Annotated in this window: 24 protein-coding genes; 14 read left to right on the top strand and 10 right to left on the bottom strand. The window is 69.3% G+C overall.

Features of this window, described 5'->3' with window-relative positions:
• Positions 1-84: 84 nt before the first annotated feature.
• The gene (locus tag AB0N02_RS15985) at positions 85-1,221 is read right to left on the bottom strand and encodes an ABC transporter ATP-binding protein (RefSeq protein ID WP_363946432.1); all 1,137 of its coding nucleotides are present in this window, start codon (positions 1,219-1,221) and stop codon (positions 85-87) included.
• Positions 1,222-1,498: 277 nt separating this feature from the next.
• On the opposite strand from AB0N02_RS15985, the gene AB0N02_RS15980 reads away from it, so the two are divergent.
• The gene (locus tag AB0N02_RS15980) at positions 1,499-2,263 is read left to right on the top strand and encodes an IclR family transcriptional regulator (protein WP_363946430.1); all 765 of its coding nucleotides are present in this window, start codon (positions 1,499-1,501) and stop codon (positions 2,261-2,263) included.
• Between the two features lie 124 nt (positions 2,264-2,387).
• Here the strand turns inward: AB0N02_RS15980 and AB0N02_RS15975 are convergent, their stop codons facing one another.
• Positions 2,388-2,846 (bottom strand): hypothetical protein, encoded by a 459-nt coding sequence (locus AB0N02_RS15975; RefSeq protein ID WP_363946429.1) that lies wholly within the window; start codon positions 2,844-2,846, stop codon positions 2,388-2,390.
• 102 nt (positions 2,847-2,948) lie between these two features.
• On the opposite strand from AB0N02_RS15975, the gene AB0N02_RS15970 reads away from it, so the two are divergent.
• From AB0N02_RS15970 to AB0N02_RS15955, 4 genes are all read left to right on the top strand, one after another.
• The gene (locus AB0N02_RS15970) at positions 2,949-3,635 is read left to right on the top strand and encodes a response regulator transcription factor (RefSeq protein ID WP_363946427.1); all 687 of its coding nucleotides are present in this window, start codon (positions 2,949-2,951) and stop codon (positions 3,633-3,635) included.
• Positions 3,632-4,909, top strand: a complete 1,278-nt coding sequence (locus tag AB0N02_RS15965) for a HAMP domain-containing sensor histidine kinase (protein WP_363946425.1) — start codon at positions 3,632-3,634, stop codon at positions 4,907-4,909. Before AB0N02_RS15970 ends, AB0N02_RS15965 begins: the two co-directional genes overlap by 4 nt.
• Before the next feature lie 94 nt (positions 4,910-5,003).
• Complete coding sequence (locus AB0N02_RS15960; protein ID WP_363946423.1) at positions 5,004-5,438, top strand: PepSY domain-containing protein; 435 nt, start codon at positions 5,004-5,006, stop codon at positions 5,436-5,438.
• A 209-nt stretch (positions 5,439-5,647) separates the two neighbouring features.
• Positions 5,648-6,613 (top strand): pirin family protein, encoded by a 966-nt coding sequence (locus AB0N02_RS15955; protein WP_363946422.1) that lies wholly within the window; start codon positions 5,648-5,650, stop codon positions 6,611-6,613.
• A gap of 69 nt (positions 6,614-6,682) precedes the next feature.
• Here AB0N02_RS15955 and AB0N02_RS15950 read toward each other — a convergent pair whose 3' ends face one another.
• Positions 6,683-8,470: an ATP-binding protein gene (locus AB0N02_RS15950; protein WP_363946420.1), complete on the bottom strand. Its 1,788-nt coding sequence runs from the start codon at positions 8,468-8,470 to the stop codon at positions 6,683-6,685.
• Positions 8,467-9,153 carry a response regulator transcription factor gene (locus tag AB0N02_RS15945; protein ID WP_363946418.1) on the bottom strand — a complete coding sequence of 229 codons (687 nt, stop codon included), beginning with the start codon at positions 9,151-9,153 and terminating at the stop codon, positions 8,467-8,469. The genes AB0N02_RS15950 and AB0N02_RS15945 overlap by 4 nt, the downstream gene beginning before the upstream one ends.
• A gap of 90 nt (positions 9,154-9,243) precedes the next feature.
• Between AB0N02_RS15945 and AB0N02_RS15940 the strand changes: the two genes are divergently transcribed.
• The 3 genes from AB0N02_RS15940 (at position 9,244) to AB0N02_RS15930 (ending at position 10,757) form a co-directional block, all read left to right on the top strand.
• Entirely contained in the window at positions 9,244-10,026 is a 783-nt protein-coding gene (locus AB0N02_RS15940; RefSeq protein ID WP_363946416.1) for a L,D-transpeptidase, read from the top strand.
• 29 nt (positions 10,027-10,055) lie between these two features.
• On the top strand, positions 10,056-10,259 hold the full coding sequence (locus AB0N02_RS15935) for a hypothetical protein (protein ID WP_363946414.1): 204 nt from the start codon (positions 10,056-10,058) through the stop codon (positions 10,257-10,259).
• A 276-nt stretch (positions 10,260-10,535) separates the two neighbouring features.
• On the top strand, positions 10,536-10,757 hold the full coding sequence (locus tag AB0N02_RS15930; RefSeq protein ID WP_363946412.1) for a hypothetical protein: 222 nt from the start codon (positions 10,536-10,538) through the stop codon (positions 10,755-10,757).
• 181 nt (positions 10,758-10,938) lie between these two features.
• Here AB0N02_RS15930 and AB0N02_RS15925 read toward each other — a convergent pair whose 3' ends face one another.
• The 5 genes from AB0N02_RS15925 to ngcE are packed head-to-tail and all read right to left on the bottom strand — an operon-like array spanning position 10,939 to position 15,188.
• Positions 10,939-11,229: a 4a-hydroxytetrahydrobiopterin dehydratase gene (locus AB0N02_RS15925; protein WP_363946410.1), complete on the bottom strand. Its 291-nt coding sequence runs from the start codon at positions 11,227-11,229 to the stop codon at positions 10,939-10,941.
• A complete protein-coding gene (locus AB0N02_RS15920; protein WP_363946408.1) occupies positions 11,216-11,854 on the bottom strand; it encodes a hypothetical protein in 639 nt (212 codons plus the stop codon). Before AB0N02_RS15920 ends, AB0N02_RS15925 begins: the two co-directional genes overlap by 14 nt.
• Before the next feature lie 50 nt (positions 11,855-11,904).
• A complete protein-coding gene (locus AB0N02_RS15915) occupies positions 11,905-12,813 on the bottom strand; it encodes a carbohydrate ABC transporter permease (protein WP_363946406.1) in 909 nt (302 codons plus the stop codon).
• Complete coding sequence (locus AB0N02_RS15910; protein WP_363946404.1) at positions 12,813-13,724, bottom strand: sugar ABC transporter permease; 912 nt, start codon at positions 13,722-13,724, stop codon at positions 12,813-12,815. Before AB0N02_RS15910 ends, AB0N02_RS15915 begins: the two co-directional genes overlap by 1 nt.
• Before the next feature lie 6 nt (positions 13,725-13,730).
• Positions 13,731-15,188, bottom strand: a complete 1,458-nt coding sequence (ngcE, locus tag AB0N02_RS15905; protein ID WP_363946402.1) for an N-acetylglucosamine/diacetylchitobiose ABC transporter substrate-binding protein — start codon at positions 15,186-15,188, stop codon at positions 13,731-13,733.
• Between the two features lie 330 nt (positions 15,189-15,518).
• Between ngcE and AB0N02_RS15900 the strand changes: the two genes are divergently transcribed.
• From AB0N02_RS15900 to AB0N02_RS15875, 6 genes are all read left to right on the top strand, one after another.
• Positions 15,519-16,166, top strand: a complete 648-nt coding sequence (locus AB0N02_RS15900; protein WP_363946400.1) for a class II aldolase/adducin family protein — start codon at positions 15,519-15,521, stop codon at positions 16,164-16,166.
• A 161-nt stretch (positions 16,167-16,327) separates the two neighbouring features.
• Positions 16,328-17,539, top strand: coding sequence for a DUF4032 domain-containing protein (locus AB0N02_RS15895; protein WP_363946398.1), 1,212 nt, complete (start codon positions 16,328-16,330; stop codon positions 17,537-17,539).
• A 153-nt stretch (positions 17,540-17,692) separates the two neighbouring features.
• Positions 17,693-18,073 carry a roadblock/LC7 domain-containing protein gene (locus AB0N02_RS15890; RefSeq protein WP_363946397.1) on the top strand — a complete coding sequence of 127 codons (381 nt, stop codon included), beginning with the start codon at positions 17,693-17,695 and terminating at the stop codon, positions 18,071-18,073.
• 4 nt (positions 18,074-18,077) lie between these two features.
• Complete coding sequence (locus AB0N02_RS15885; protein ID WP_363946395.1) at positions 18,078-19,076, top strand: hypothetical protein; 999 nt, start codon at positions 18,078-18,080, stop codon at positions 19,074-19,076.
• Between the two features lie 52 nt (positions 19,077-19,128).
• Positions 19,129-19,515, top strand: a complete 387-nt coding sequence (locus tag AB0N02_RS15880) for a roadblock/LC7 domain-containing protein (RefSeq protein WP_363946393.1) — start codon at positions 19,129-19,131, stop codon at positions 19,513-19,515.
• A 12-nt stretch (positions 19,516-19,527) separates the two neighbouring features.
• Positions 19,528-19,899 carry a hypothetical protein gene (locus AB0N02_RS15875; RefSeq protein ID WP_363946391.1) on the top strand — a complete coding sequence of 124 codons (372 nt, stop codon included), beginning with the start codon at positions 19,528-19,530 and terminating at the stop codon, positions 19,897-19,899.
• A 48-nt stretch (positions 19,900-19,947) separates the two neighbouring features.
• Here AB0N02_RS15875 and AB0N02_RS15870 read toward each other — a convergent pair whose 3' ends face one another.
• Positions 19,948-20,820: an alpha/beta hydrolase gene (locus tag AB0N02_RS15870; RefSeq protein ID WP_363946389.1), complete on the bottom strand. Its 873-nt coding sequence runs from the start codon at positions 20,818-20,820 to the stop codon at positions 19,948-19,950.
• Positions 20,821-20,982 lie beyond the last annotated feature (162 nt).

Genomic DNA, 20,982 nt, shown 5'->3' with positions numbered 1-20,982 from the left:
TGCAAATCTCTGACGCGGGTTGGAGCCCTGGTCGGCATCCAGGGCCGAAGGCGTGACCGCGGTGTCACGACGAGGGGGTGAACCTCACCCCGCGACGTGATAGCCCCGCGCCGCCCGGGCGTCCCAATGAACGGCGACCTGGTCGCCTACGGCCCATCGGGGCTCTCGGAGGTTCTTGAGCGAGAGGCGCGCGTTGAGGTTCCCGATCGCCGTCTCGACGACGTGCAGGGCCGTCGCGCCCTCGTACAGCACTTCGCTCACCGTGCCCGGTACGGCCAGCTCGTCGGCGTCCTCCACGGGCAGCAGCGAGACCTGTTCCGGGCGCACCCCGACCTCGACAGCGCCGTCGGACTTGAGCGAGGCCGCGTTGTCCACCTCTCGGCGGTGTTCCAGCCGGTCGCCGTCGAGAACGACGCGGACCCGGCCGTCGGTGTCGAGCACGGACCGGCCGTGAAAGAAGTTGGTCTCCCCGACGAAGTCGGCCACGAAGGCGCTCGCCGGCCTCTCGTACAGGTCGGTGGGCGTTCCGAGTTGCTCGACGGTGCCGTCGTTCATCACCGCGACGCGGTCGGCCATCGTGAGCGCCTCGCCCTGGTCGTGGGTCACGTAGATGACGGTCGCACCGAGATTTCGCTGGAGGCGTTTGATCTCGACGCGCATGTGCTCGCGCAGACGCTTGTCGAGCGCCCCGAGCGGCTCGTCCATGAGGAGCAGCGCCGGCCGGAACACGATGGCGCGGGCGAGTGCGACCCGCTGCTGCTGGCCACCGGACAACTGGTCGGGGAAGCGGGTCGCGTACCCCTCAAGCTTGACCAGTTCAAGGGCGTGCTGGATGTGGCTGCGCTGTTCCTTCAGCGGCATCCGTCGCATGCGCAGCGGGAATCCCACGTTCTGGGCGACGGTCATGTGCTTGAACAGCGCGTAGTGCTGGAAGACGACACCGATCCCGCGCTTGTGCGGCGCCAGCCGCGCGACGTCCCGGCCGTTGATCCGGATCGCACCGCTCGTGGGTATCTCGAAGCCGGTGAGCATGTTGAGCAGCGTTGTCTTTCCCGCGCCGGAGGGACCCAGGATCGCCAGGAACTCGCCGCGGCGGATGTTCAGCGAGACACCGCGCACCGCCTCGACGGTTCCGTATCTCTTCGTCAGGCCGTCCAACTCAACCTCACCGCCCGTCGCGACCTGGTCGGCGACCTGGACGCCCTCCGCCATCTCGGACATCCTCAACTCCTCGATAAAGTTGCAATCAATGCAACGCGTATGGCTGACGAACATAGGCAGCCCCGGAAGGCGTGTCAAGGGTTCACCCGCGATGAAGTGGCATAAATATGGACACAGGGACCGATACACACAGGGATCTGGACGCTTCCCCGCTCTCAGTGAGCGTGATATGTTGTCGCGAGCGCAACACACCTCAGTGCGTGGCACGTCCCACGGCGCATTGAGAAGATTCCGAGAAAACGATCAGTCCAGATCTTGGTAAGGGGAGAATTTCTCTATGCCAGACAAGCGATCAGAGGACAACGGCGACCTCGGGAGCATGTCGCACATCAGGCGCGGTCTCATGGTTCTTGAGCAACTGGCCACGAAGTCTGCGACGGCGGCCGAGGTAGGGCGGTTGGTCAATGTGAACCGCAGCAGTGCGCTGCGGATCCTTGGCGACCTCGTGGACGCCGGCTACGTCGCCCGCGACGACGCCACCAAGGAGTTCACCATCCGCCCGGAGCGGTTCTACGGGCTGATCGTCAACCACCCGGCCCACGAGCAGCTGATAGAGAAGGTCGGGCCTCTGCTCAAGCGGCTGACCGGCGAGACCGGCGAGGCGTCGCTCTTCGCCGCCCCGGCCAGCGGCAACATGGTCTACGTCCAGTACCAGCCCTCGTCGGAGGTGCTCACCCTTCGCGAACGGCTCGGCACCGTACGGCCCATCCACTGCTCCGCGGTGGGCAGGGCCTACCTGTCGACACTTGACGACAGCGCCCTCGACGAGGTCCTCGGCACCCTGAACTACTCGGGCGGCACCGAGCGCGCCCCCAAGGGACCGCTGGAGCTGCGCCAACGGGTCGAGGAGACCCGCGGCGTCGGCTTCGCCCTCGATCTCGACGAGACCCTCGTCGGCGCGTCCTGCGTCGCGGCACCCCTGAACCACGGCGGCAGGTGCATCGGCTCGATCGCCCTGTCCGGGCCGACCTCCCGCATGCCACCGACCCGCCTCGTCGACCTCGGGGCCTTCCTGCTCCGGGAGATGTCAACGGTGCTCTGAGGCGAGGGCGGTGGCCGGGAGCGGCCGAGGACGGGGGGTCATCCGGTGGTCGACGGGGTCCCTCACCGAGGCCGGCCGGGGAGCGGGCCTGACCGGTTCAGGCCGGTGAGGCGGCAGGGGGCGCCTAGTCGCCGTGCCTGTCGCCGTCGCCCTTGAAGGTCATCGAGGGAGCACCTCGAACGCAGGTGATCCTGACGGTGATCTTGTCGCTCTCGGATTCGAACTCCAGCGAGGCGTAAGGACCCGGCCCCTCGCTCACATCGTCGGTGGCGTACCCCTGCTCCGGACTCCACGCGAGCAGAGACGCCTGGCCGGCCGCGCAGTTGCCGACGACGGACCCCCCGGGGGTGGTGAAGGCCCTGCTGACCCCCCCGGCCCCCTCCGTGGGGGAGACCGGGCCACCCGGTTCACCGGCCGTCGTGGCCCGGGCGAGCGCCTGGGTGATCTGGGCATGGCTCATCGGGGAGACGACCTGCTGACTCAGCCCCTGCCCCAACAGCGTGATCGCCCAGGTGGTGGTCACCGTCGTGGCGGAGGCGACCGCCACCCAGCCGAGCACCCCGAGAAGAGAGCGACGTTTCACCGTGCCAGCCTGCCATGCCCACTCCTAACGCCCGCCTAACGCCACCTCAACGCCACGGGGGAACCGTTCGGGACGCTCCCCGATGCTCGTACGGTGGAGGCGATGGCACAGCTACTCCTCGTCGAAGACGACGCCGCCGTACGCTCCGCGCTGATGCGGGCCCTGACCGAGCGCGGCCACGCGGTCACCTCGGCCGTCACCGGCATGTCGGGATTGCGCATGGCCGTCGACGACCGCCCGGATCTGATCATCCTTGACCTCGGCCTTCCCGACATCGACGGGTACGAGGTCATTCGCATGCTGCGGGCGGTCAGCCCGGTGCCGCTCATCGTCGCCACCGCCCGCGACGACGAGCGGGAGATCGCCCGCGTCCTGGACGCCGGCGCCGACGACTACCTGGTCAAACCGTTCGGCGCGGTCCAGCTCGACGCCCGCATCCGCGCCGTGCTTCGCCGCCTCCAGGGAGAGGACGACGCCTCCCAGCCCCTGGTGGTGGGCGAGCTGCGCGTCGACCCACGCAGCCGCCACGTCACGCTGGCGGGCCGCGCCTTGGACCTGCGGCCGAAGGAGTTCGATCTGTTGTGCTACCTGGCGGCCCGGCCCGGCCAGGTGGTCAGCAAACGCGAACTGATGACGCAGGTATGGCAACTGCCCTACGGCGGCGCCGACAAGACCGTCGACGTCCACCTGTCCTGGCTGCGTAACAAGCTGGGCGAGTCCGCGCAGCGGCCGCGCTACATCCGCGCCGTCCGCGGGGTGGGTGTGAAACTGGTGGATCCGGCGACATGAGACGCCGCCTGCTCATCCTGGTCGCCTCCATGGTGTCCCTGGCACTGGTGGCCTTCCTGGTGCCGCTGGCGCTGCTGGCGCTCACGCTGGCCGCGGACCGCGCCACCGCCGACGCGCTCGTGCGCGCACAGTCGCTGGTCCCCGTGGCCTCGGCCGGCACAGGCCCCGCCCTGGAAGTGGCCGTGCAACAGGCCAACAGCACCCGCGGCCACCCCCTGACGGTCTTCCTGCCCAGCGGCGTGGTCCTGGGCGAGCCCGCCCCCCGCTCCGAGGCCGTGCGACTCGCCTTCACCGGACGCAGCCTGACCGCCCAGGCACAGGGCGGCCGGGAGATCCTCGTCGCCGTCGCAGGCCGTTCGGCGGGCACCACGGTCATCCGCGCCTTCGTCTCCGACGCCGACCTCACCAGGGGAGTCAGGCGTGCCTGGCTGATCCTCGCGCTGGTCGGAGCCGGCGTGCTGGCCGTCAGCCTGGTCGTCGCCGACCGGCTCGCCCGCTCGCAGATACGCCTCATCACCGGCATCGCACAGGTCTCCCACCGGCTCGCGGCCGGAGACCTCACCGCCAGAGCACCGGGCGAGGGCCCCGAGGAACTTCGGCAGGTGGCCGGAGCGCTCAACCATCTCGCCGAGCGCATCCGCGTCCTGCTGGCGCAGGAACGGGAGACGGTGGCCGACCTGTCCCACCAGCTGCGCACCCCGCTCACCGTGCTGCGGCTGGAAGCCGACGGGCTCCCCGAAAGCGAGCAGGCCGCCCGCGTGGGCGCCGCCGTGGAGTCGATGGAACGCATGGTCACGCGGGTGATCAAAGAGGCACGGCGCGCCCGCCACGACGCGCCGGGGGAATGCGACGCCGCCCGGGTCGTGGCCGAACGCCTGGAGCACTGGTCGATGCTCGCCCGTGACCAGGACCGCCTGGTCAGCCGTGAGCTGACCGATCCGCCTCTGCCGGTGGGCATCGGCGAGGAGGCCCTGACCACCTGCGTCGACGCCCTGCTGGAGAACGTCTTCGCCCACACCCCGGAGGGCACGGGCTTCGGGGTACGGCTGTCGGCTCGTCCGGGCGGCGGAGCCGTACTCGTCGTCACCGACCAGGGGCCAGGATTTCAGCACCCCGGCGTCGCGGTGCGCGGAGTCAGCGGCGCGTCCTCCACCGGTCTCGGTCTCGACATCGTCCGCCGTACCGCCGAACGATCCGGCGGTTCCATGACACCGGCCAACGGCCCCGCCGGCGGCGCCCACATCACCGTGGAGTTCGGGCCCGGCCCACGTTAACCCGCCTTTAGGACTGCCACAGGCCCGCGCTATCACCCGTCACAGCAGGCTTGGAGACGTCAGCAAGGACGTCGACCGCACCGGAGGTTCGGATATGCGCAAGCCCATGATCATCGCTGGTATCGCCACGGCGGCCGTACTCGTGGCAGGTGGCGGAGCCGCCATGGCGGCCGCCGACGCCGAGCCCACTCCCGCCGCCACGACATCGAGCCCCTCCGATGATCACGGCACCGCCACGGCCCCCAAGATCTCCAGCTCGCAGGCGGAGAAGACGGCCCTGGACCAGGTCCCCGCGGGCTGGGTGACCTCCGCCGAGCTCGAGACCGAACACGGCCGCCAGACCTGGGAGATCGAGGTGAGGAGCGACAACGGCGGCGAGCACGAATTCACCGTCGACGCCGAAACCGGTTCCCTGATCACCGGCAAGGCCGACAAGGACGACGACGGTGACAGCGCCACCGGGTCCGGCGGCGGAGGCGGCGACCACGGCGACGGCTCAGGCGACCACGACACCGAGGACGACGACTGAGACATTCCCCGCCACAACGGCTCCCCTCATCCGGGGGGCCGTTGTTCTGTTCTCAGCCGTCCGCCTTCTTCACTTCGGCCGGGTCGCCGCCGGCGGCCGGTGCCACGTCGGCCAACGGCACGCCTGGTCCGGCGTCCCGGACCACCCCTGGAATAGTTGAAGTATCAACTTAGTTGTGGGTGGCGAAGCACGCTGAAGGGAGCGCTGACATGCCCGCCGTAACCGTCGACAACATCCTGGCCCTGCCCCGCATCCCGGAGAACCTGGGGATCGGCCGGAAGGTGCTCGCCGTCGAGACCGCGCCCAGCGGCTTCGAGGGAGAGGGCTTCCCCGTCCGCAAGGCCCTGGCCGCGATCAAGCTCGAGTATCTCGACCCGTTCATCATGATGGACCAGATGGGCGAGGTGGACTACGCGCCGGGCGAGCCCAAGGGCACGCCCTGGCACCCGCACCGCGGTTTCGAGACCGTCACCTACATCATCGACGGAACGTTCGTCCACCAGGACTCCCACGGCGGTGGCGGTGTCATCGCCGACGGGGACACCCAGTGGATGACCGCCGGATCCGGCCTGCTGCACATCGAGGCCCCGCCGGAGTGGCTCGTCCAGCAGGGCGGCCTCTTCCACGGCATCCAGCTGTGGGTGAACCTGCCGTCCAAGGACAAGATGCTCACCCCGAAGTACCAGGACATCGGACGCGCCAAGGTCGCCCTGCTCAGCAGCCACGACGGAGGCGCCCTGGTCCGCGTGATCGCCGGTGACGTGGCCGGGCACGCCGGGCCCGGTGCGACCCACACCCCGATCACCCTGCTCCACGCCAGCATCAGCCCCGGGGCTCAGCTCACCATGCCCTGGCGCAAGGACTTCAACGCCCTGGTGTACGCGCTGTCCGGCAAGGGCGGCGTCGGCGCGGAGAAGGCCCCCATCACGAGCGGCCAGCTCGCCGTCTTCGAGGGCTTCGGCAACCGGTCCGGCCTGGGCACCGACGCCGAGACCATCACGATCACCGCCTCGCCCAAGTCGGGCCTGGAGATCATCGTGCTCGGCGGCGAGCCCATCGGCGAGCCGGTCGCGCACTACGGGCCGTTCGTCATGAACACCCACGAGGAGCTCACCAAGGCCTTCGAGGACTACCAGGCCGGCCGTCTCGGCACCATCCCCGCCGGCCACGCCTGATCCGCCGGCCTCTACCACCCGGGCGGGCCGAACCCGCCCGGACGGAACTCGCGGGCCCGCCACGGTCCGCTACGCCGGAAGGCGCAGGGTGAACGTCGTACGGACACCCGGCACGCTGGCGACCGTGACCGTGCCACCGTGCGCCTCGGCCAGGTTGCGCACGATGGCGAGTCCGAGCCCGCTGCCGCCGGTCTGGCGGTTGCGGGACTTCTCCGCCCGCCAGAAGCGGTCGAAGACGTGCGGGAGGTGCTCGGCGGGAATCCCGATCCCCGTGTCGGTCACCTCGACGACGACCTGGTCGCCGTCCTGGCGGGCGCCCAGCGTGATGTGCCCGCCGCGTGGCGTGTAGCGCAGGGAGTTGGTCACCAGGTTGCCGACGGCCTGGCGGAGCCGTACCGGATCAGCGGTCAGCGGAGGGTCACCGGTGACCGCGGTGGTCAGCGTGAGCCCCGCGGCCTCGGCCCGGCCACGGTGGGCGGTCGTCACCTGGTCGAGAAGGTCGCCGAGGTGGACGGTTTCGACATGCAGGCGGAGCTTGCCCGCGTCGGCGAGGGCGAGCTGCTGAAGGTCGTCGACGATGTGCTGCAGCAGCAGGATCTCCTCGACCAGCGAAGCGATCAGCGCGGGATCCAGGTCGGCGACGCCGTCCTGGGCGGCCTCCAGCCAGCCCCTGAGATTGCTCAGCGGTGTGCGCAACTCGTGGGAGACGTCGCTGACCATGGCCTTGCGCTGCTCCTCCATGCGCTGGAGGTGTTCCGACATCTCGTTGAACGCCGTGGCGAGCTCGCTGATCTCGCCGGTCGTCCTGACCGTGACGCGGGCGGAGCCGTCCCCGTCGCGCATCCGCCGCGCGGCGTGGGTGAGCGCGTTGACGGGCCTGACCAGGCGTCTGGCCGCCATGACGCTCACGCTCACGGTCAGTACGAGCACGAGGAGGGCGACACCGGCGATCGAGGACAGCGGGATGCGCTGGCCGGTGGCCTCGGCGGGGAAGCCGATGTAGAGGTACGCCGCGGGGGCGACGTAGGGGTCGAGTTGTTCTCTGCGGGCGGTGGCGACGCAGGAGGAGATCGCCTGGTCTGGTTCGCCGACCGGCGGCGCCGGCTGTTTCTCCCTGGAGACCCAGGTGAAGTCGAGGCCGACCGAGCCCCTCCCCACGCCCTTGCCCTTGCCCTTGAGACATCTGCCGACCAGGAGGTTGAGCTGTCTCAACGCGGCTTTCTCGGTGCGTGTCGGCGTGTTGAAAGGGATGGCGTCGCAGACCTCCAGCATGGTGGGCACCTCGACCGGCATCGGGCTCGGCCTCTGACCGACCCCCTGGCTGAGCGTCGTGACGAGGGGCCTGCCGGTGTTCGAGACGGTCACCCGTACGGCCTGCCCGGTGCGGCCCATGCAGACGGCATAGGTGTCGGCGGCCTTCCTCAGCCGGTCGCGATCACGGGCGGACAGCAGGTAGGGACCCGTCGCGCGCGGATCGATACGGTCCTTGGCCGCCCCTGGCACCAGGGTCACGTCCACCGCCAGCGGGTCGACGACCGCCGTCACCTTGGCGGGCAGCGGGGTCCCCGCGGTCGCCGAGTCCGCGATGAGGGTGCCGTTCTCGGTGGCCAGCGCGATGCGCCGGCCGTTCCGGGCGGCGAGGTCGCGCAGGGTGGCGGCGACCCCCGACCAGTCCGGGTGGCGGGAGGCGTAGCCGAGCAGGCTGTTGTTGATCCGGGCGTCGCTGGCCAGCGTCTGGCCCTGCTCACGCTGGATGGCGCCGGAGGTACTGCTGGCGGCCAGCCACGCGGTCGCCGTGATCGAGCAGACCGCCACGACGGCCGAACTCGTGAGCAACCTGACGAACAACGACCTCATGCGCAGGTCAGTTTGTAGCCGACTCCGTACACGGTCAGCAGCCGGACCGGGCGGCGCGGATCAGGCTCGATCTTCTTGCGCAGGTTCATCACGTGCACGTCGACCGTGCGTGCGGTGATGAACCTGTCGAAGCCGTGGATGCGCTCCAGCAACTGCCGCCTGGTGAACACCCGCTCCGGCTCGGCGGCCATCGTCTCGATGATCCGGAACTCCGCGAGCGTGCAGTCCACCGGCGTGTTCGCCGCGGTGACGGTGTGCCTGACCGGGTCCACGAGGAGATCGCCCACCTGGAACACCTGCCGATCCGCCTCCGGAGACCTCCGGGTGCGGCGCAGCAGGGTCCGCACGCGGGCCATTAGCTCACGCGGGCTGTACGGCTTGGCGACATAGTCGTCGGCACCGAGGTCGAGCCCCAGCAACAGGTCGTCCTCGGTGGACCTGGCGGTCAGCATCAGGATCGGCAGATCGGACTCGGCGCGCAGCACCCGGCAGACGTCCAGCCCGTCGGCCCCCGGCATCATCACGTCGAGCACCACGAGGTCGGGATCCACCCGCCGCGCCTCGTCGATCGCGGAACGCCCATCGTGCACGACGAGGACCTCGTGGCCCTCCCGCTCCAGGTACCGCCTGAGCAGTTCGGCCTGCTTGGGATCGTCCTCGGCGACCAGCACGTGCGCGCACATGGGCTGAGGCTATGCCCATATCAGGGGTGCAAATGAGATCAACATGACAACCAAACAGGTTTCACACATTCTGCCGCCATGCTGCGGCGGGTGAGAACCAACCTGCTTCGTACGGCCGCCGCGACGACACTCGCCTTCCTGCTGACCGGCTGCGCGGGCGGCGCGAGCAGTACGGGCAGTACGGGCAGCACGGGCAGCACGGGCAGCACGGGCGGCGCGGGCGGCGCCGTACGGCCCGAGCCGGTGACCGGCGCCGGTTCGAAGATCACCCCTGTCGCCGGTTCGAAGATCGCCACCGTCAGGGGATCTCGGATCACGGTCTACGGAACCAAGGGAGGGGCGGCGCGGAGGACGATCACGAGCCCCAACGACTACGGCGCGGCGCGCGTCTTCCTGGTGGAACGTGACGAGGGCGAGTGGCTCCGGGTGCTGCTGCCGATCCGGCCGAACGGCAGCAAGGGCTGGATCAGGGCCGCCGACGTGACGCTCGCGAAGACCGCCCACCGGGTGGAGATCGACCGCGGGGCGTTCAGGTTCACGGTCTACGACGGCGACAGGGTCGTCAGGACGGGCAAGGTCGCGACGGGCGAAGCGGGCACGCCGACGCCCCCGGGTCGTTACTTCTTCACCGAGCTGGTGAGGCCCGCCGACCGGAACGGGGCCTACGGCGCCTACGCATTCGGGCTGAGCGGCTTCTCGCCGGTGCTGAAGAGCTTCGCCGGCGGCCCGGGCCAGCTGGCGATCCACGGGACGAACAAGCCTTCCGCCATCGGCACGCGGGCCAGTCACGGCTGCGTCCGGGTCAGCAACGACGACATCACCTGGATGGCGAAGAACCTGGCGATCGGTACTCCGGTCGTCGTACAGGGCTGAGGCCCGACTTGAGTGAACAGGAGAACCCCATGAAGATCAAAGCCACGCTCATCGGCATCGGCGCCGTGCTGGCCCTGACCGCGGGCCTCGCGAGCCTCTCGGGCACGGCCGCGGCCGATCCCAAGGAGCCGTCCCTCGTGCCCAGCCCGGTGCCGGCCGACCAGCGGCCCACGCTCACGGAGACGGCGGGCCCGAAGGAGCCCGCCGTCGTCAGGCCGTCCTACACCGGCTGATCACGGTGCGGCCGCGGACTCGGGGGCCCGCGACCGCATCTTGACGCCGGCGGCGCGGGACCGGACGCCGCGCACGTGCCCTGAGAGCGTGCCTCCGGTGCGGCGGGCCACCGAACCCGCAGGTGCGGGAGCATCTCAGGAAGACCCCTCTCCGCCTTCGGAGAGCGCTTCTCCAGGACTCACGGAGAGCATCTCTCACTACCGGCCCGCTTCCGGCGAACTCATCATGGGCCGTGCGACACCGAGCACGAAGGTGGTGACACAGTGCGGTTCTCTGTGGAAGAAGCTGACTGGGAGCGGATGCGCGGGCAGTACGCCGACGCGTGGTCCATCTGGCGGAGCGACGCGGGCCGCTGGTACGCGACCCGGCTGACAAGAGCCCTGTCACGGGCCCAGCTGGACGCCGACCTGGCCATGACCCTCTACGCCGACGGCGCGGAGCAACTGCGCGAACTGCTGGCCGAGCAGGAACGGCTCGCGAGCGGCGTGCCCTCATGATCTCGCGGGGGCCGCACGGGCATCCCCGCGTCCGAGGCGCGCGGCACCGGGTCCCGCGCCTCGGACACGCCCGCGGCCCCCGCGTCCCGGGAGCGCACGGGCGCCCCGGCAGCGCGAGAGCCTCCCGGCCGCGCCGGGAGGGCTCCACCGCGCGGGAACGACTCGGAGGCGCGGGCGTGCCTCAGGTGTGCGAGGCGGCGATCTCGTCGATGCGCGCGGCGAGGCTGAAGTCCAGCTCGGTCAGACCACCCGCGTCGTGCGTGGAAAGAACCAGGTGGAGACGGCGCCAGCGAATGTCGATGTCCGGGTGATGGTTGAGCCGCTCGGCCTCCACCGCGATCTCGTCGACGATGCGGATGGCGGTGGGGAAGTCCGGAGCGGTGATCGTCCGGCGGATCTCGTCGCCTTCACGGCTCCAGTCGGGCACCCCGGCCAGTTTCCGTTCGATCGCCGGGTCGTCAAGCAGGTCCATGGCTCCAGGAGATCACGTCCGCGGACGTGACGCCAAGCCGGGGCAGGATTCCGGCGCGCCGCGCCATCGCCATGACCCCTCTGGCCATGGTCGCGGCGTGGCGGGTCTGGTCGAGGAGCCGCTCCAGCTCCGGCATGAGGACCGGCACCCGGGTGAGGCTCCAGTCGTGCCAGGGCGACAGGCGGGTACCGCCCCCGTCGGGGTCCTCGGCGCGGTAGGCCAGCAGGACGGGGCACTGCGCGTGGATCAGGCCGAGCCAGGCCTCGATGTCGGCGTTGAGCGCCGCGATCCGGGAGGGCGCCGCGTACAGCCAGCCGTCGTCGCCGATCCGGTCCGTCTCGTCCCCGGCCGCGGGGTAGGCGCGGGCGACCGCGCCGTGCAGGAACAGGTCGCTGGCCACCATGAGCTGGCGGCCCTCGCACCAGTCGACCGTGCCGCGCAGCGGGACCGGAACGGTGCCGACGATGGTCTCGCGCTGGGTGCACGACGGCTCACGGCCGAAGCGCACGTGGACCTCGGCCCACATGTAGTAACCGGCCTCCCCCGCCCCGAAGAACGGGAAGGGGAAGGCCTGGGGTTCCAGATCTGGCATGTACGGATCTCCGGAGTACTCGGGGTTCGTCACGATTAAGAACGACTCCCTCGTGCCCCGTCCGGATTACCGTCGAAGTGACATTATTTGACGGCGCCGGAGGTCAGGCCCGACTGGATCTGACGCTGGAAGATGATGTAGATGATCATGACCGGGATGATCGCCATGCTCAGCGCGGCGAACAGGCCCGGCCAGTCGGCCTCGTAGCCCGCGTTGGTCGAGATGTTCGCCACGCCCTGGGTGATCAGCCACTTGTCCTCGACGTTGCCGGACAGCAGCACGATCGGCAGGAGGTACTGGTTCCACTGGCCCAGGATGTTGAAGATCGTGATGCTGATCAGGCCGGGCTTGGCCATCGGCACCATGATCTGGAAGAACGTCCTGGTGTGCGAGCAGCCGTCCATCATCGCCGCCTCCGCCACCGAGGTCGGCAGCGTCTTGAAGAACGCCGACAGGAAGAAGACGGTGAAGGGCAGCGAGTAGGCGACGTAGACCAGGATCACCCCGAGGTGGGTGTCGATCAGGCCGAGGTTGCGCACCACGAAGAACAGCGGGACCAGCGCCAGGAAGACCGGGAAGGTCATGCCGGAGACGAACAGGAAGTAGATCGCCCGGTTGCCGAAGAAGGTGTAGCGCGACAGCACGTAGGCCGCCATCGAGCCCAGCAGCATGGTCAGGGCCGTACTGCACGCCACCACGAAGATGGTGTTGAGCATGTACTGGCCGATGTGGGCCTTCTGGAAGGCCCGGCCCCAGGCGTCCCAGTGGTAGGTCGCCGGGAGCGTGATGGGGTCGCCGAAGATCTCGGTGTTGGTCTTGAAGGAGCCCAGGAAGGTCCACAGGATCGGGCCGATGATCAGGATCGCCCAGACCAGCAGCGCCAGGTGGGACAGGGCGCCGAAGGCGCCCATCTGGTTCCCGCGCTTGCGCCTCGGCCGGCCATGGGAGGCCCCGGAGCGCGAGGCCTGCTTGTACGCCGTTTCCATAGCCATCAGAACTCGATCCTCTCGCGCCGGGTCACGCGCAGAGTGAGCGCCGCGAAAGTGATGGTCAAGAAGAACAGCACCACACCCATCGCCGACGCGTAGCCGAACTTGGAGAAGTTGAACGCGGTCCGCCAGATCTCCAGCGGGAGCACCGTGGTGGAGTTGTCGGGACCGCCCCGGTCGACCGAGAGAACCTGCACCAGGGCGAAGGCGTCGAAGGCGGCGATGCCCAGGTAGACCCAGGCGACCTGCATGGTGTCCCACAGCAGCGGGAGCGTGATCTTGAAGAAGAGGGTGTACCGGCCCGCGCCGTCCAGCGCGGCCGCCTCGAACACGTCCTTGGGGATAGAGGACATGCCCGCGGAGAACAGTACGACGTAGAAGCCGACCGCCTGCCAGACCATCACCCCGATGATCGACCACAGCGCGAGGTTGGGGTCGATGAGCCAGCCGACGGGCTTGATGCCGACCAGGCCGAGGAGGCCGTTGATCACACCGCTCTCGTCAGGCCGGTAGATCGCCTGGAAGAGCACACCGACGATTGCCACCGCCAGGACCTGGGGCAGGAAGAAGATCACACGATAGACCTTCGAGCCCCAGATCCCGGTCATCTGACCGCCCCGCTGCCCTCCGCTCAGGTTGAGCAGGAAGGAGAAGAACAGGGCGATCACAATGGTGACCAGCGGCATGACAAGCAGCAGAACACCGTGGTGACGCACCGCGGCCCAGAAGACCTCGTCGTCCAGCAGCCGGGTGTAGTTCTCCAGGCCGATGAACTGAGGGTTTGCCGAGATGCCCTTCCAGTTGGTCAACGAGATGTAGAAAGCCTGTATGTACGGGCTGATCACGAAGACCACGTAGAGGATCACCGGCGCGGCGAGAAAGCCGACGATGAACCGATACCTGCCGTGCCGCATGGCGACCTACACCGTCCGGTTCTGCTTGGTGATGGACGAGTCGGCCTTGGTCTTGTCCGCGGCCTTCTGCATGTTGTCGCAGAACTCGTCGGCGGAGATGCGGCCGAACATGAGCGCGTTGGTCTGCTTACGCAGCTCGGTCTCCAGCTCCTTGTACCAGTTCTCGAAGTCGCTGCGGGTGACGATGTTCTGGCCCGCGGCGGTCTGCGCGGCGCTGAGGCTCGCGTTGCCCGGCGACAGGTCCAGGCCGTCGGCGGCACCGGTCACGACGGTGATGTTGCCGGACTTCTCGGTGAAGCCGCGCGCACCCTCCTTGGAGAGCATGATGCGCAGGTACTCCAGGCCGCCCTTGGGGTTCTTGGCCTTGGCGGGGACGATGTAGGCCTCGCCGGCGGCGGCGCGGATCGCCTCGAAGGGCAGCTTGTCCGCGGCGGTGACGCTCGGGGTGGGCGTCAGGGCGTACTTGAACTCCTTGGGGGTCTGGCTCTTCTGCTCGTTCTCCAGCCAGGAACCCGACGGGTAGAGGGCGACCTTGCCCTGGTTCTGCCGGGTCTGCACCTCGGTGTGGATCAGGCCCTCGAAGGACTTGTCCATGTACTTGCCGATCTCGGCCCAGGCGGCGGCGGACTGCTTGAGCGAGTCACGCTTCCAGACACCGTCGACGAGGTTGTCGATGTCGATCAGGAACTGGTTGCCCTCGATCTTCGCGGCGGAGATGAGGATCATCCAGTACGCGTAGTAGGAGGCGTTCTTGCCCGCGTAGGCGAAGGGGGTGATGCCGGCGGCCTTGGCCTTCTCACAGAAGGCCTTGAACTCCTCGAAGGTCTTCGGCGGGGTCCAGCTGTTCTTCTCGAACAGGGCCGAGTCGTACCACAGGCCGTACGCCGAGAAGACGTAGTTCATCAGGTACGGCTTCTTGTCGATGAGGCCCGACTCGACGGTGCCCGGGGCGACCGTGTCGCGCACCTTCTTGTTGGGGTCGTCGATCGAGGGGGCGTCCCACAGCTCGGTGAGGTCCAGCAGCTGGCCCTCCTGCTGCAGGGCTCCGTTGTCCATGAGGTCGGTGCCGGAGTTGGCGATGATGTCCGGCACGTCGCCGCCGGCGAAGCGGGGCTGCAGGGTCTGCGCGATCTGCTGGGTCGCGACGTGCTTGACGGTGGCCTGGGGGAAGGCCTTCTTGTACAGCGGCTCGTGGATCTCGGTGGCGTAGCTGTCGCCGAGGCCGCCCTTGAAGATGACCACTTCGAGCGGGGCGTCGGCGGCGACACCGAACGGGTTGGCGGCCGAGACCGCCCCACCCGAGGAGGGAGCGGCCGAGGTGGTGGCGGCGGGGGCGGAGCTGCCGCCCGTGGCGCACGCGCTGAGCAGCCCGGCTGCGGGACCTGCCACCAGGGCGGTCAGGCCGATCCGGCGGAGCATCTGCCGCCGGGTGATATCTCCGGGCGTACCGGCCGAGTAGGACATTGTAACCCTCCTGGGCGGGGGATCAATTAGGAAAGTTTCCTAAACGTTTGCCTGAAGGTACGTAGCCCCGGAGTCCACCGTCAAGAGTTCGCAGCCGGTCTAGACCGAGCCGTGATGTCCTCGCGACAAATCCGGTAGCAACCAGGCACCAAACCCATCCGAGCCCTGACAGATTTCCACACAATATCCGATACTTCGCACATGACCATTGACTCGTGACCTGCACGTGAGTAAAGGACCGTGGTGCTCCGGCAATCTACCGGGGACGGCCGGTCTAGACCAGATAATGGTGGTTTGCCGCGTAGTACCGCAAGACCCTACTTTTAGGACATGTTGCTGGCGGAGCAGCGTCGGCTGCTGTGTGAGTACGGCCGCGGGGCCGTCCAGACCGGGCTCGTCATCGGAACCTCGGGAAACCTGAGCGTCCGCCTCGGCGACCTGGTCGCGGTGACCCCGGGCGGGGTCGCCCTCGACCGCCTGGAGCCCGGGATCTGCCCGGTGATCGACATCGAGGGACACCCGGTCGAGGGGGAGGCGCAGCCGTCCTCCGAGACCCCCCTGCACCTGGCGATCTACACGGCGACCGACGCCGGCGCCGTGGTGCACACCCACTCCACCTTCGCCACCGTCGTCTCCGCCACCATGGCCGAGCTTCCGCCCGTCCACTACAACACGATGTTGCTGGGCGGTACGGTCAGGGTGGCCGACTACGCCACCTACGGCACCCCGGAACTGGCCGCCAACGTCAGGGCCGCCCTCGGGGACAGGCGGGCCGTACTGCTCGCCAACCACGGCGGGGTGACCGTCGGCGACGACCTGGCCCAGGCCTTCGAGGCCACCCGGCTGCTCGAATGGCTGTGCGAGGTCTACGTGCGCGCCAGGGCCGTCGGGGAACCTCGCGTGCTCACCGAGGAAGAGCTGGCCGCGGTCGCGCGGCGGGGCATGACCCCCGCCCCGTTCTCCCGCCGGGAGAGCTGAGACCCGCCCGGAGACCCGTCCCGCCCTCCCCGGCTCCACCTTCCCCCGAGTCCCCCTCCCCCGAGCCTCCCCCGAGTCCGCCCTCCCCCGGGTTTCCCGGCGCCTGCCGCACTCCCCTCCGGGGCCCCGATCCCGGGCCCTCCGACACGAGGACTGACACGATGCCCCTCCAGCTCACCGGCACACCGAACGATCCGGACCTGATCCGGCTGCCCTGGGACGTCCCCCTGGAGGAGTGGCCGTCCCACCATCTGGTGTCCCTGCCCCGGGGCATCTCCCGGCATGTGGTCCGCTTCGCCCGGATCTCCGGCAAGGTCTACGCGATCAAGGAGATCAGCGAGTACTACGCCAAGCGCGAGTACCGCCTGCTGTGGGACCTGAACCGGCTGGACACCCCCTCGGTCGAGCCGGTCGCCGTGGTCACGGGCCGGACCACCCCCGGCGGGGAACCGCTCGACTCCGCGCTGATCACCCAGCACCTGCAGTTCTCCCTGCCCTACCGGGCGGTCATGTCGGGGACGGTCCGCCCCGAGACGCTCAACCGGCTGCTCGACGCGCTGGCCGTACTGCTGGTCAGGCTGCATCTGAACGGGTTCTACTGGGGTGACTGCTCGCTGTCGAACGTGCTGTTCCGCAGGGACGCGGGATCCTTCGCCGCCTACCTGGTCGACGCCGAGACGGGCGAGCTGCACCCCATGATCAGCGAGGGCCAGCGGCTGTACGACATCGACCTCGCGCACACCAACCTCTTCGGCGAGATGCTGGACCTCCAGGCGGGCGGCCTGCTGCACTCCTCGATCGACCCGGAGGAGGTCGCCGACTCGGTCTGCGCGCGCTATCACGGGCTCTGGGGCGAGCTCACCTCCGACGAGATCATCGAGGAGGTGGACTGGCACATGATCGACCAGCGGATCCGCAGGCTGAACGACCTCGGTTTCGACGTCGCCGAGATGATGGTCCGCCGCAAGGCGGGCACCGGGCGTCTGATCGTCCGCCCCAAGGTCGTCGACGCCGGTCACCACCAGCGCAGGCTGCTCAGGCTCACCGGCCTGGACGTGGAGGAGAACCAGGCCAGGCGGCTGCTCAACGACCTCGACTCCTTCCGGGTCGCGCGGGGGCTGCGCCACGAGGACGAGGCGATCGTGGCCCACCGGTGGCTGGCGGAGGTCTTCCAGCCGACGGTCGAGGCCGTCCCGGTGGAGATGCGGCGCAAGCTGGAGCCCGCCCAGGTCTTCCACGAGGTGCTCGACCACCGCTGGTTCATGTCGGAGGCGGCCGGACAGGACGTCGGGCTGCCCGCCGCGGTGGAGTCATACGTGAAGAATGTTCTTGTTTACAAACGGGACGAAAAGGCACTTCTTCCCGAAGAGTAGGGAAATATCTTCCACTCTGAATGAACAATCTTCTACCACGACAGACAATCACCTCCCTCGCCATATCCGACTTTTCATTAAGACCCTCAGGTCGCAAGGGATGTCCCTACGCTGACCGGGCGACGTTGTGAAGTCGTTGGCGAGGGAGATCCCGTGCTCGGAATCGAAGACTGCCTGACTGAGATCATGGCCATCCCCGGCGCGCTGGACGCGATCCTGATCGATCAGACCAGCGGGACGGCCCTGGCGACCGGCGGCGGAACCAGTGACGCCGACACGGAAAGAGCGGCCGCGGGACTGGGGGAAACGCTCCGGGCCATACTCGACGGGCTCGCCGCGTCCTCCGCCGGGGCGACCGTCCGGATCTGCGATGTGATGATAACCACCGATGACGGACACCATTTACTAAAACCCATTGAAACCGTGTTCGACGGCCCGTTGGTGATTTATCTTCGCCTCGATTCACAGCGTTCCAACCTCGCCCTGGCACGCCACCGGCTTCAGGCACTGTCCGGCCGCCTCGTAACGATGTGAAGCGATGCCCACGGTGCAGGACGTACTCAGCGGGCTCGCGGCCCACCGCGCCACCGGCGCCCTCCATCTGGGAGGGGCCGGGACGTTCTACCTCACGGGCGGACGCGTGACCTACGCCGAGAGTCCGGCCGCCCCGCGGGTGGAGGACCTGCTGGCCGCCTGCGGCAGGGTCTCCGGCCACGCCGTACGGCAGGCCATGCACGCCACCGAGGAGGGCAGGCAGGGCGGCGAGCTGCTGATCTCCCAGGGCGTGCTCACCAGGGGCGAGCTGGAGCTGTGCGTGCTCTGCGCGGTGCTCGACGCCGTGTACTTCCTGCTCGAACCGCCCCACCCGCCGGATCCCCCGGGACGGCGGCCGAAGTTCCGGCCCGGAGAGCGGCACTGGCTCGGCCCCCATTGCTACTTCGACGTGGCCGGACTGCTCCGGGAGTGCAAGCGAAGGAGGACACAGTTGGACCGGACCTGGCCGTCCGCCGAGTTGGACTCGCTTCCGGTCGTCCCCGTCGGCCGCGTGCCCGCGCAGCGGGTGGTGCTGACCGCTCTGCAGTGGGAGGTCGTGACGGGTGCCGACTCGACGGCCACCCCCGCCGACCTGGCCCACCGGCTCGGACGCCCGGCCTACTCGGTGCTGCTGGCCGTACGGCAGCTCGCCGCGGCCGGGCTGCTCCGCGTCCCCCGGGGCGAGCTCACCACCGCGCCCACCTCCCCCACCGCCCCCACGCCCCCCGCCGAGCCCGTCCCTCCCGGCCTGCCCGGTCCTTCTCCCGGCGCCGGCACGCCCGCCGGACCCGGAGCGTCCGGGGGGCCCGCAACGCCCGGGGGCCCGGGAGCGTCCGGTGACGCGCTGCCCCGGCGCGTGGCGGGCGCCGGGGAGATCAGAGGGGCGGTGGCGGACACGCCCCGCCCGTCCGGGGCGGCGCAGTGGCTCCCGGCGACGACGGGGAACCCCGGCGACGTGAACCTGCTCATCCGCCTGAGAAACGCATTGGAGGCACTCACATGAGCCCGGACCGATGCCGATAAGGCTACGGACGCTGAAGCGGACCGGAAGGAGGATGCCAGTGGAGCTGTGCGACGAGGTGCGCCGGGAGATGACGCTGCTGCGCGAGCGGATACCCGACGTCGACGGAAGCGTCGCCTGCAGCGTGGACGGCCTGACGATAGCCAGTGACCTGAACGGCGCCGTCGAACAGACCGGCGCCCTGTCCTCCGCGCTGCTGGCCCTCAGCCGCCAGATGACGGACATGGTGGGCAAGGGCACCTTCGAGGAGACGCTGATCTCCGGCACCAACGGCTACGCGGCCTTCTACGCGGCCGGACCCAAGATCGTCCTCACAGTTCTCGCCCGTCCCGGGACAAACCTCGGGCTGCTGCGACTGGAGGGGCGCAAGACGGCGGCGAACGTGGCCGCCATCACATCCCGTACGTGGACAACCCAGTGACCGGAGGCATGAATGGGCAACATGGACATCTCCCTCAAGGAGATGATGGCGATCGACGGTGCCATCGGCGCGGTGGTCGTGGACTACAACAGCGGCATGGCCCTGGGTGCCATCGGCGGCTCGAAGGAGCTCGACCTCCAGGTCGCCGCGGCCGGTAACACCGAGGTCGTCAGGGCCAAGATGCGGACCATGGAGTCGCTGGGCATCAAGGACGGCATCGAGGACATCCTGATCACGCTCACCAACCAGTACCACATCATCCGCCCGATCACCGGCCGCAACGGCAAGGGGCTCTTCCTCTACATGGCGCTCGACCGCGGCCGGGCCAACCTGGCGCTCGCGCGGCACATCCTGCGCGGCATCGAGGAGCGGCTCGAAATCTGATCCTCCGGTACGGCACACGCCCCGGGGAGGCGCGGGCCGTACCGGGGCTCATCCCTCGGAGGCGACGACCTCGGCGGAGGCGGTGAGCTCGCCGATCGCGGCGGCGAACTCGGGCCAGAGCGGGCGCGGCAGGTTGTGTCCCATGCCGGGGAAGGTGAGCAGCCTGGCCCCGGGGACCGCCTCGGCGGTGGCGATCCCGCCGGCCACCGGCACCAGCGGGTCGTCCAGGCCGTGCATGACCAGGGTGGGGACGGTGAGCTCCCTGAGCCGCGGGGCGCGGTCGGCGGAGGCGACGATCGCGGCGAGCTGCCGGGCTCCCCCGGCGGGGTCGTGGCAGCGGTCGTAGCCCAGCCCGGTGGTCCGGGCGATTCGCTCGAGGTCGGGCGGGTAGCCCGGCGAGCCGAGGACGTCGCAGGCCGCCAGCGCGCGCCGGATCGCGGCCTCGCGGTCCGGCGCGGGCGGCGCCGTGAGCGCCGCCATCGCCGCGTCGGTCGGCGGGGCGGCCTGCGGGCTCGGGGTGGACATGATCGAGGTGAGGCTGCGCACCCGGTTCGGGTGCCGGATCGCCGTCAGCTGGGCGATCATGCCGCCCATCGAGACGCCGACCAGGTGGGCCGACTCCCAGCCGAGCGCGTCGAGCAGCCCGGCGGTGTCGTCGGCCATGTCGTCCAGCAGGTAGGGGGCCTCGTCACTGCCGAGAACGGGTGACTCGGCGTGGTGGAAGTGGGTGGACTCCCCGGCGTCCCGGTTGTCGAACCGTACGACGCGGTGCCCGTGTCCGGCGAGCAGCTCGCAGAACTCCTCGTCCCAGTGGATCAGCTGGGAGCCGAGCCCCATGATCAGCAGGAGCGGACGGCCTCCCGGGGAGCCGAAGGAGTCGTAGGCGATCTCGATGCCGTTCGCCGGAACTCGCAGGATCATGGCACCCCCACCGCGCCGGTCGCGCCACCGGACCGGTCCCCGGCACAGGGTGTCATTCGGTGGAAACAAGAGCAAGAGCGGACGCCCGCGCGGGCGCGGCGCCCCTCCCCGGCGCGCAACTCCCCTTCTCAGGCGTACGGCGCCCCTCCCCCACCGCGCGGG

This window comes from Streptosporangium sp. NPDC051022 (assembly GCF_040683035.1).
Taxonomy (GTDB): Bacteria; Actinomycetota; Actinomycetes; order Streptosporangiales; family Streptosporangiaceae; genus Streptosporangium.
The sequence above is the reverse complement of the archived record's forward strand: the minus strand, read 5'-3'. Positions and strand labels throughout refer to the sequence as shown.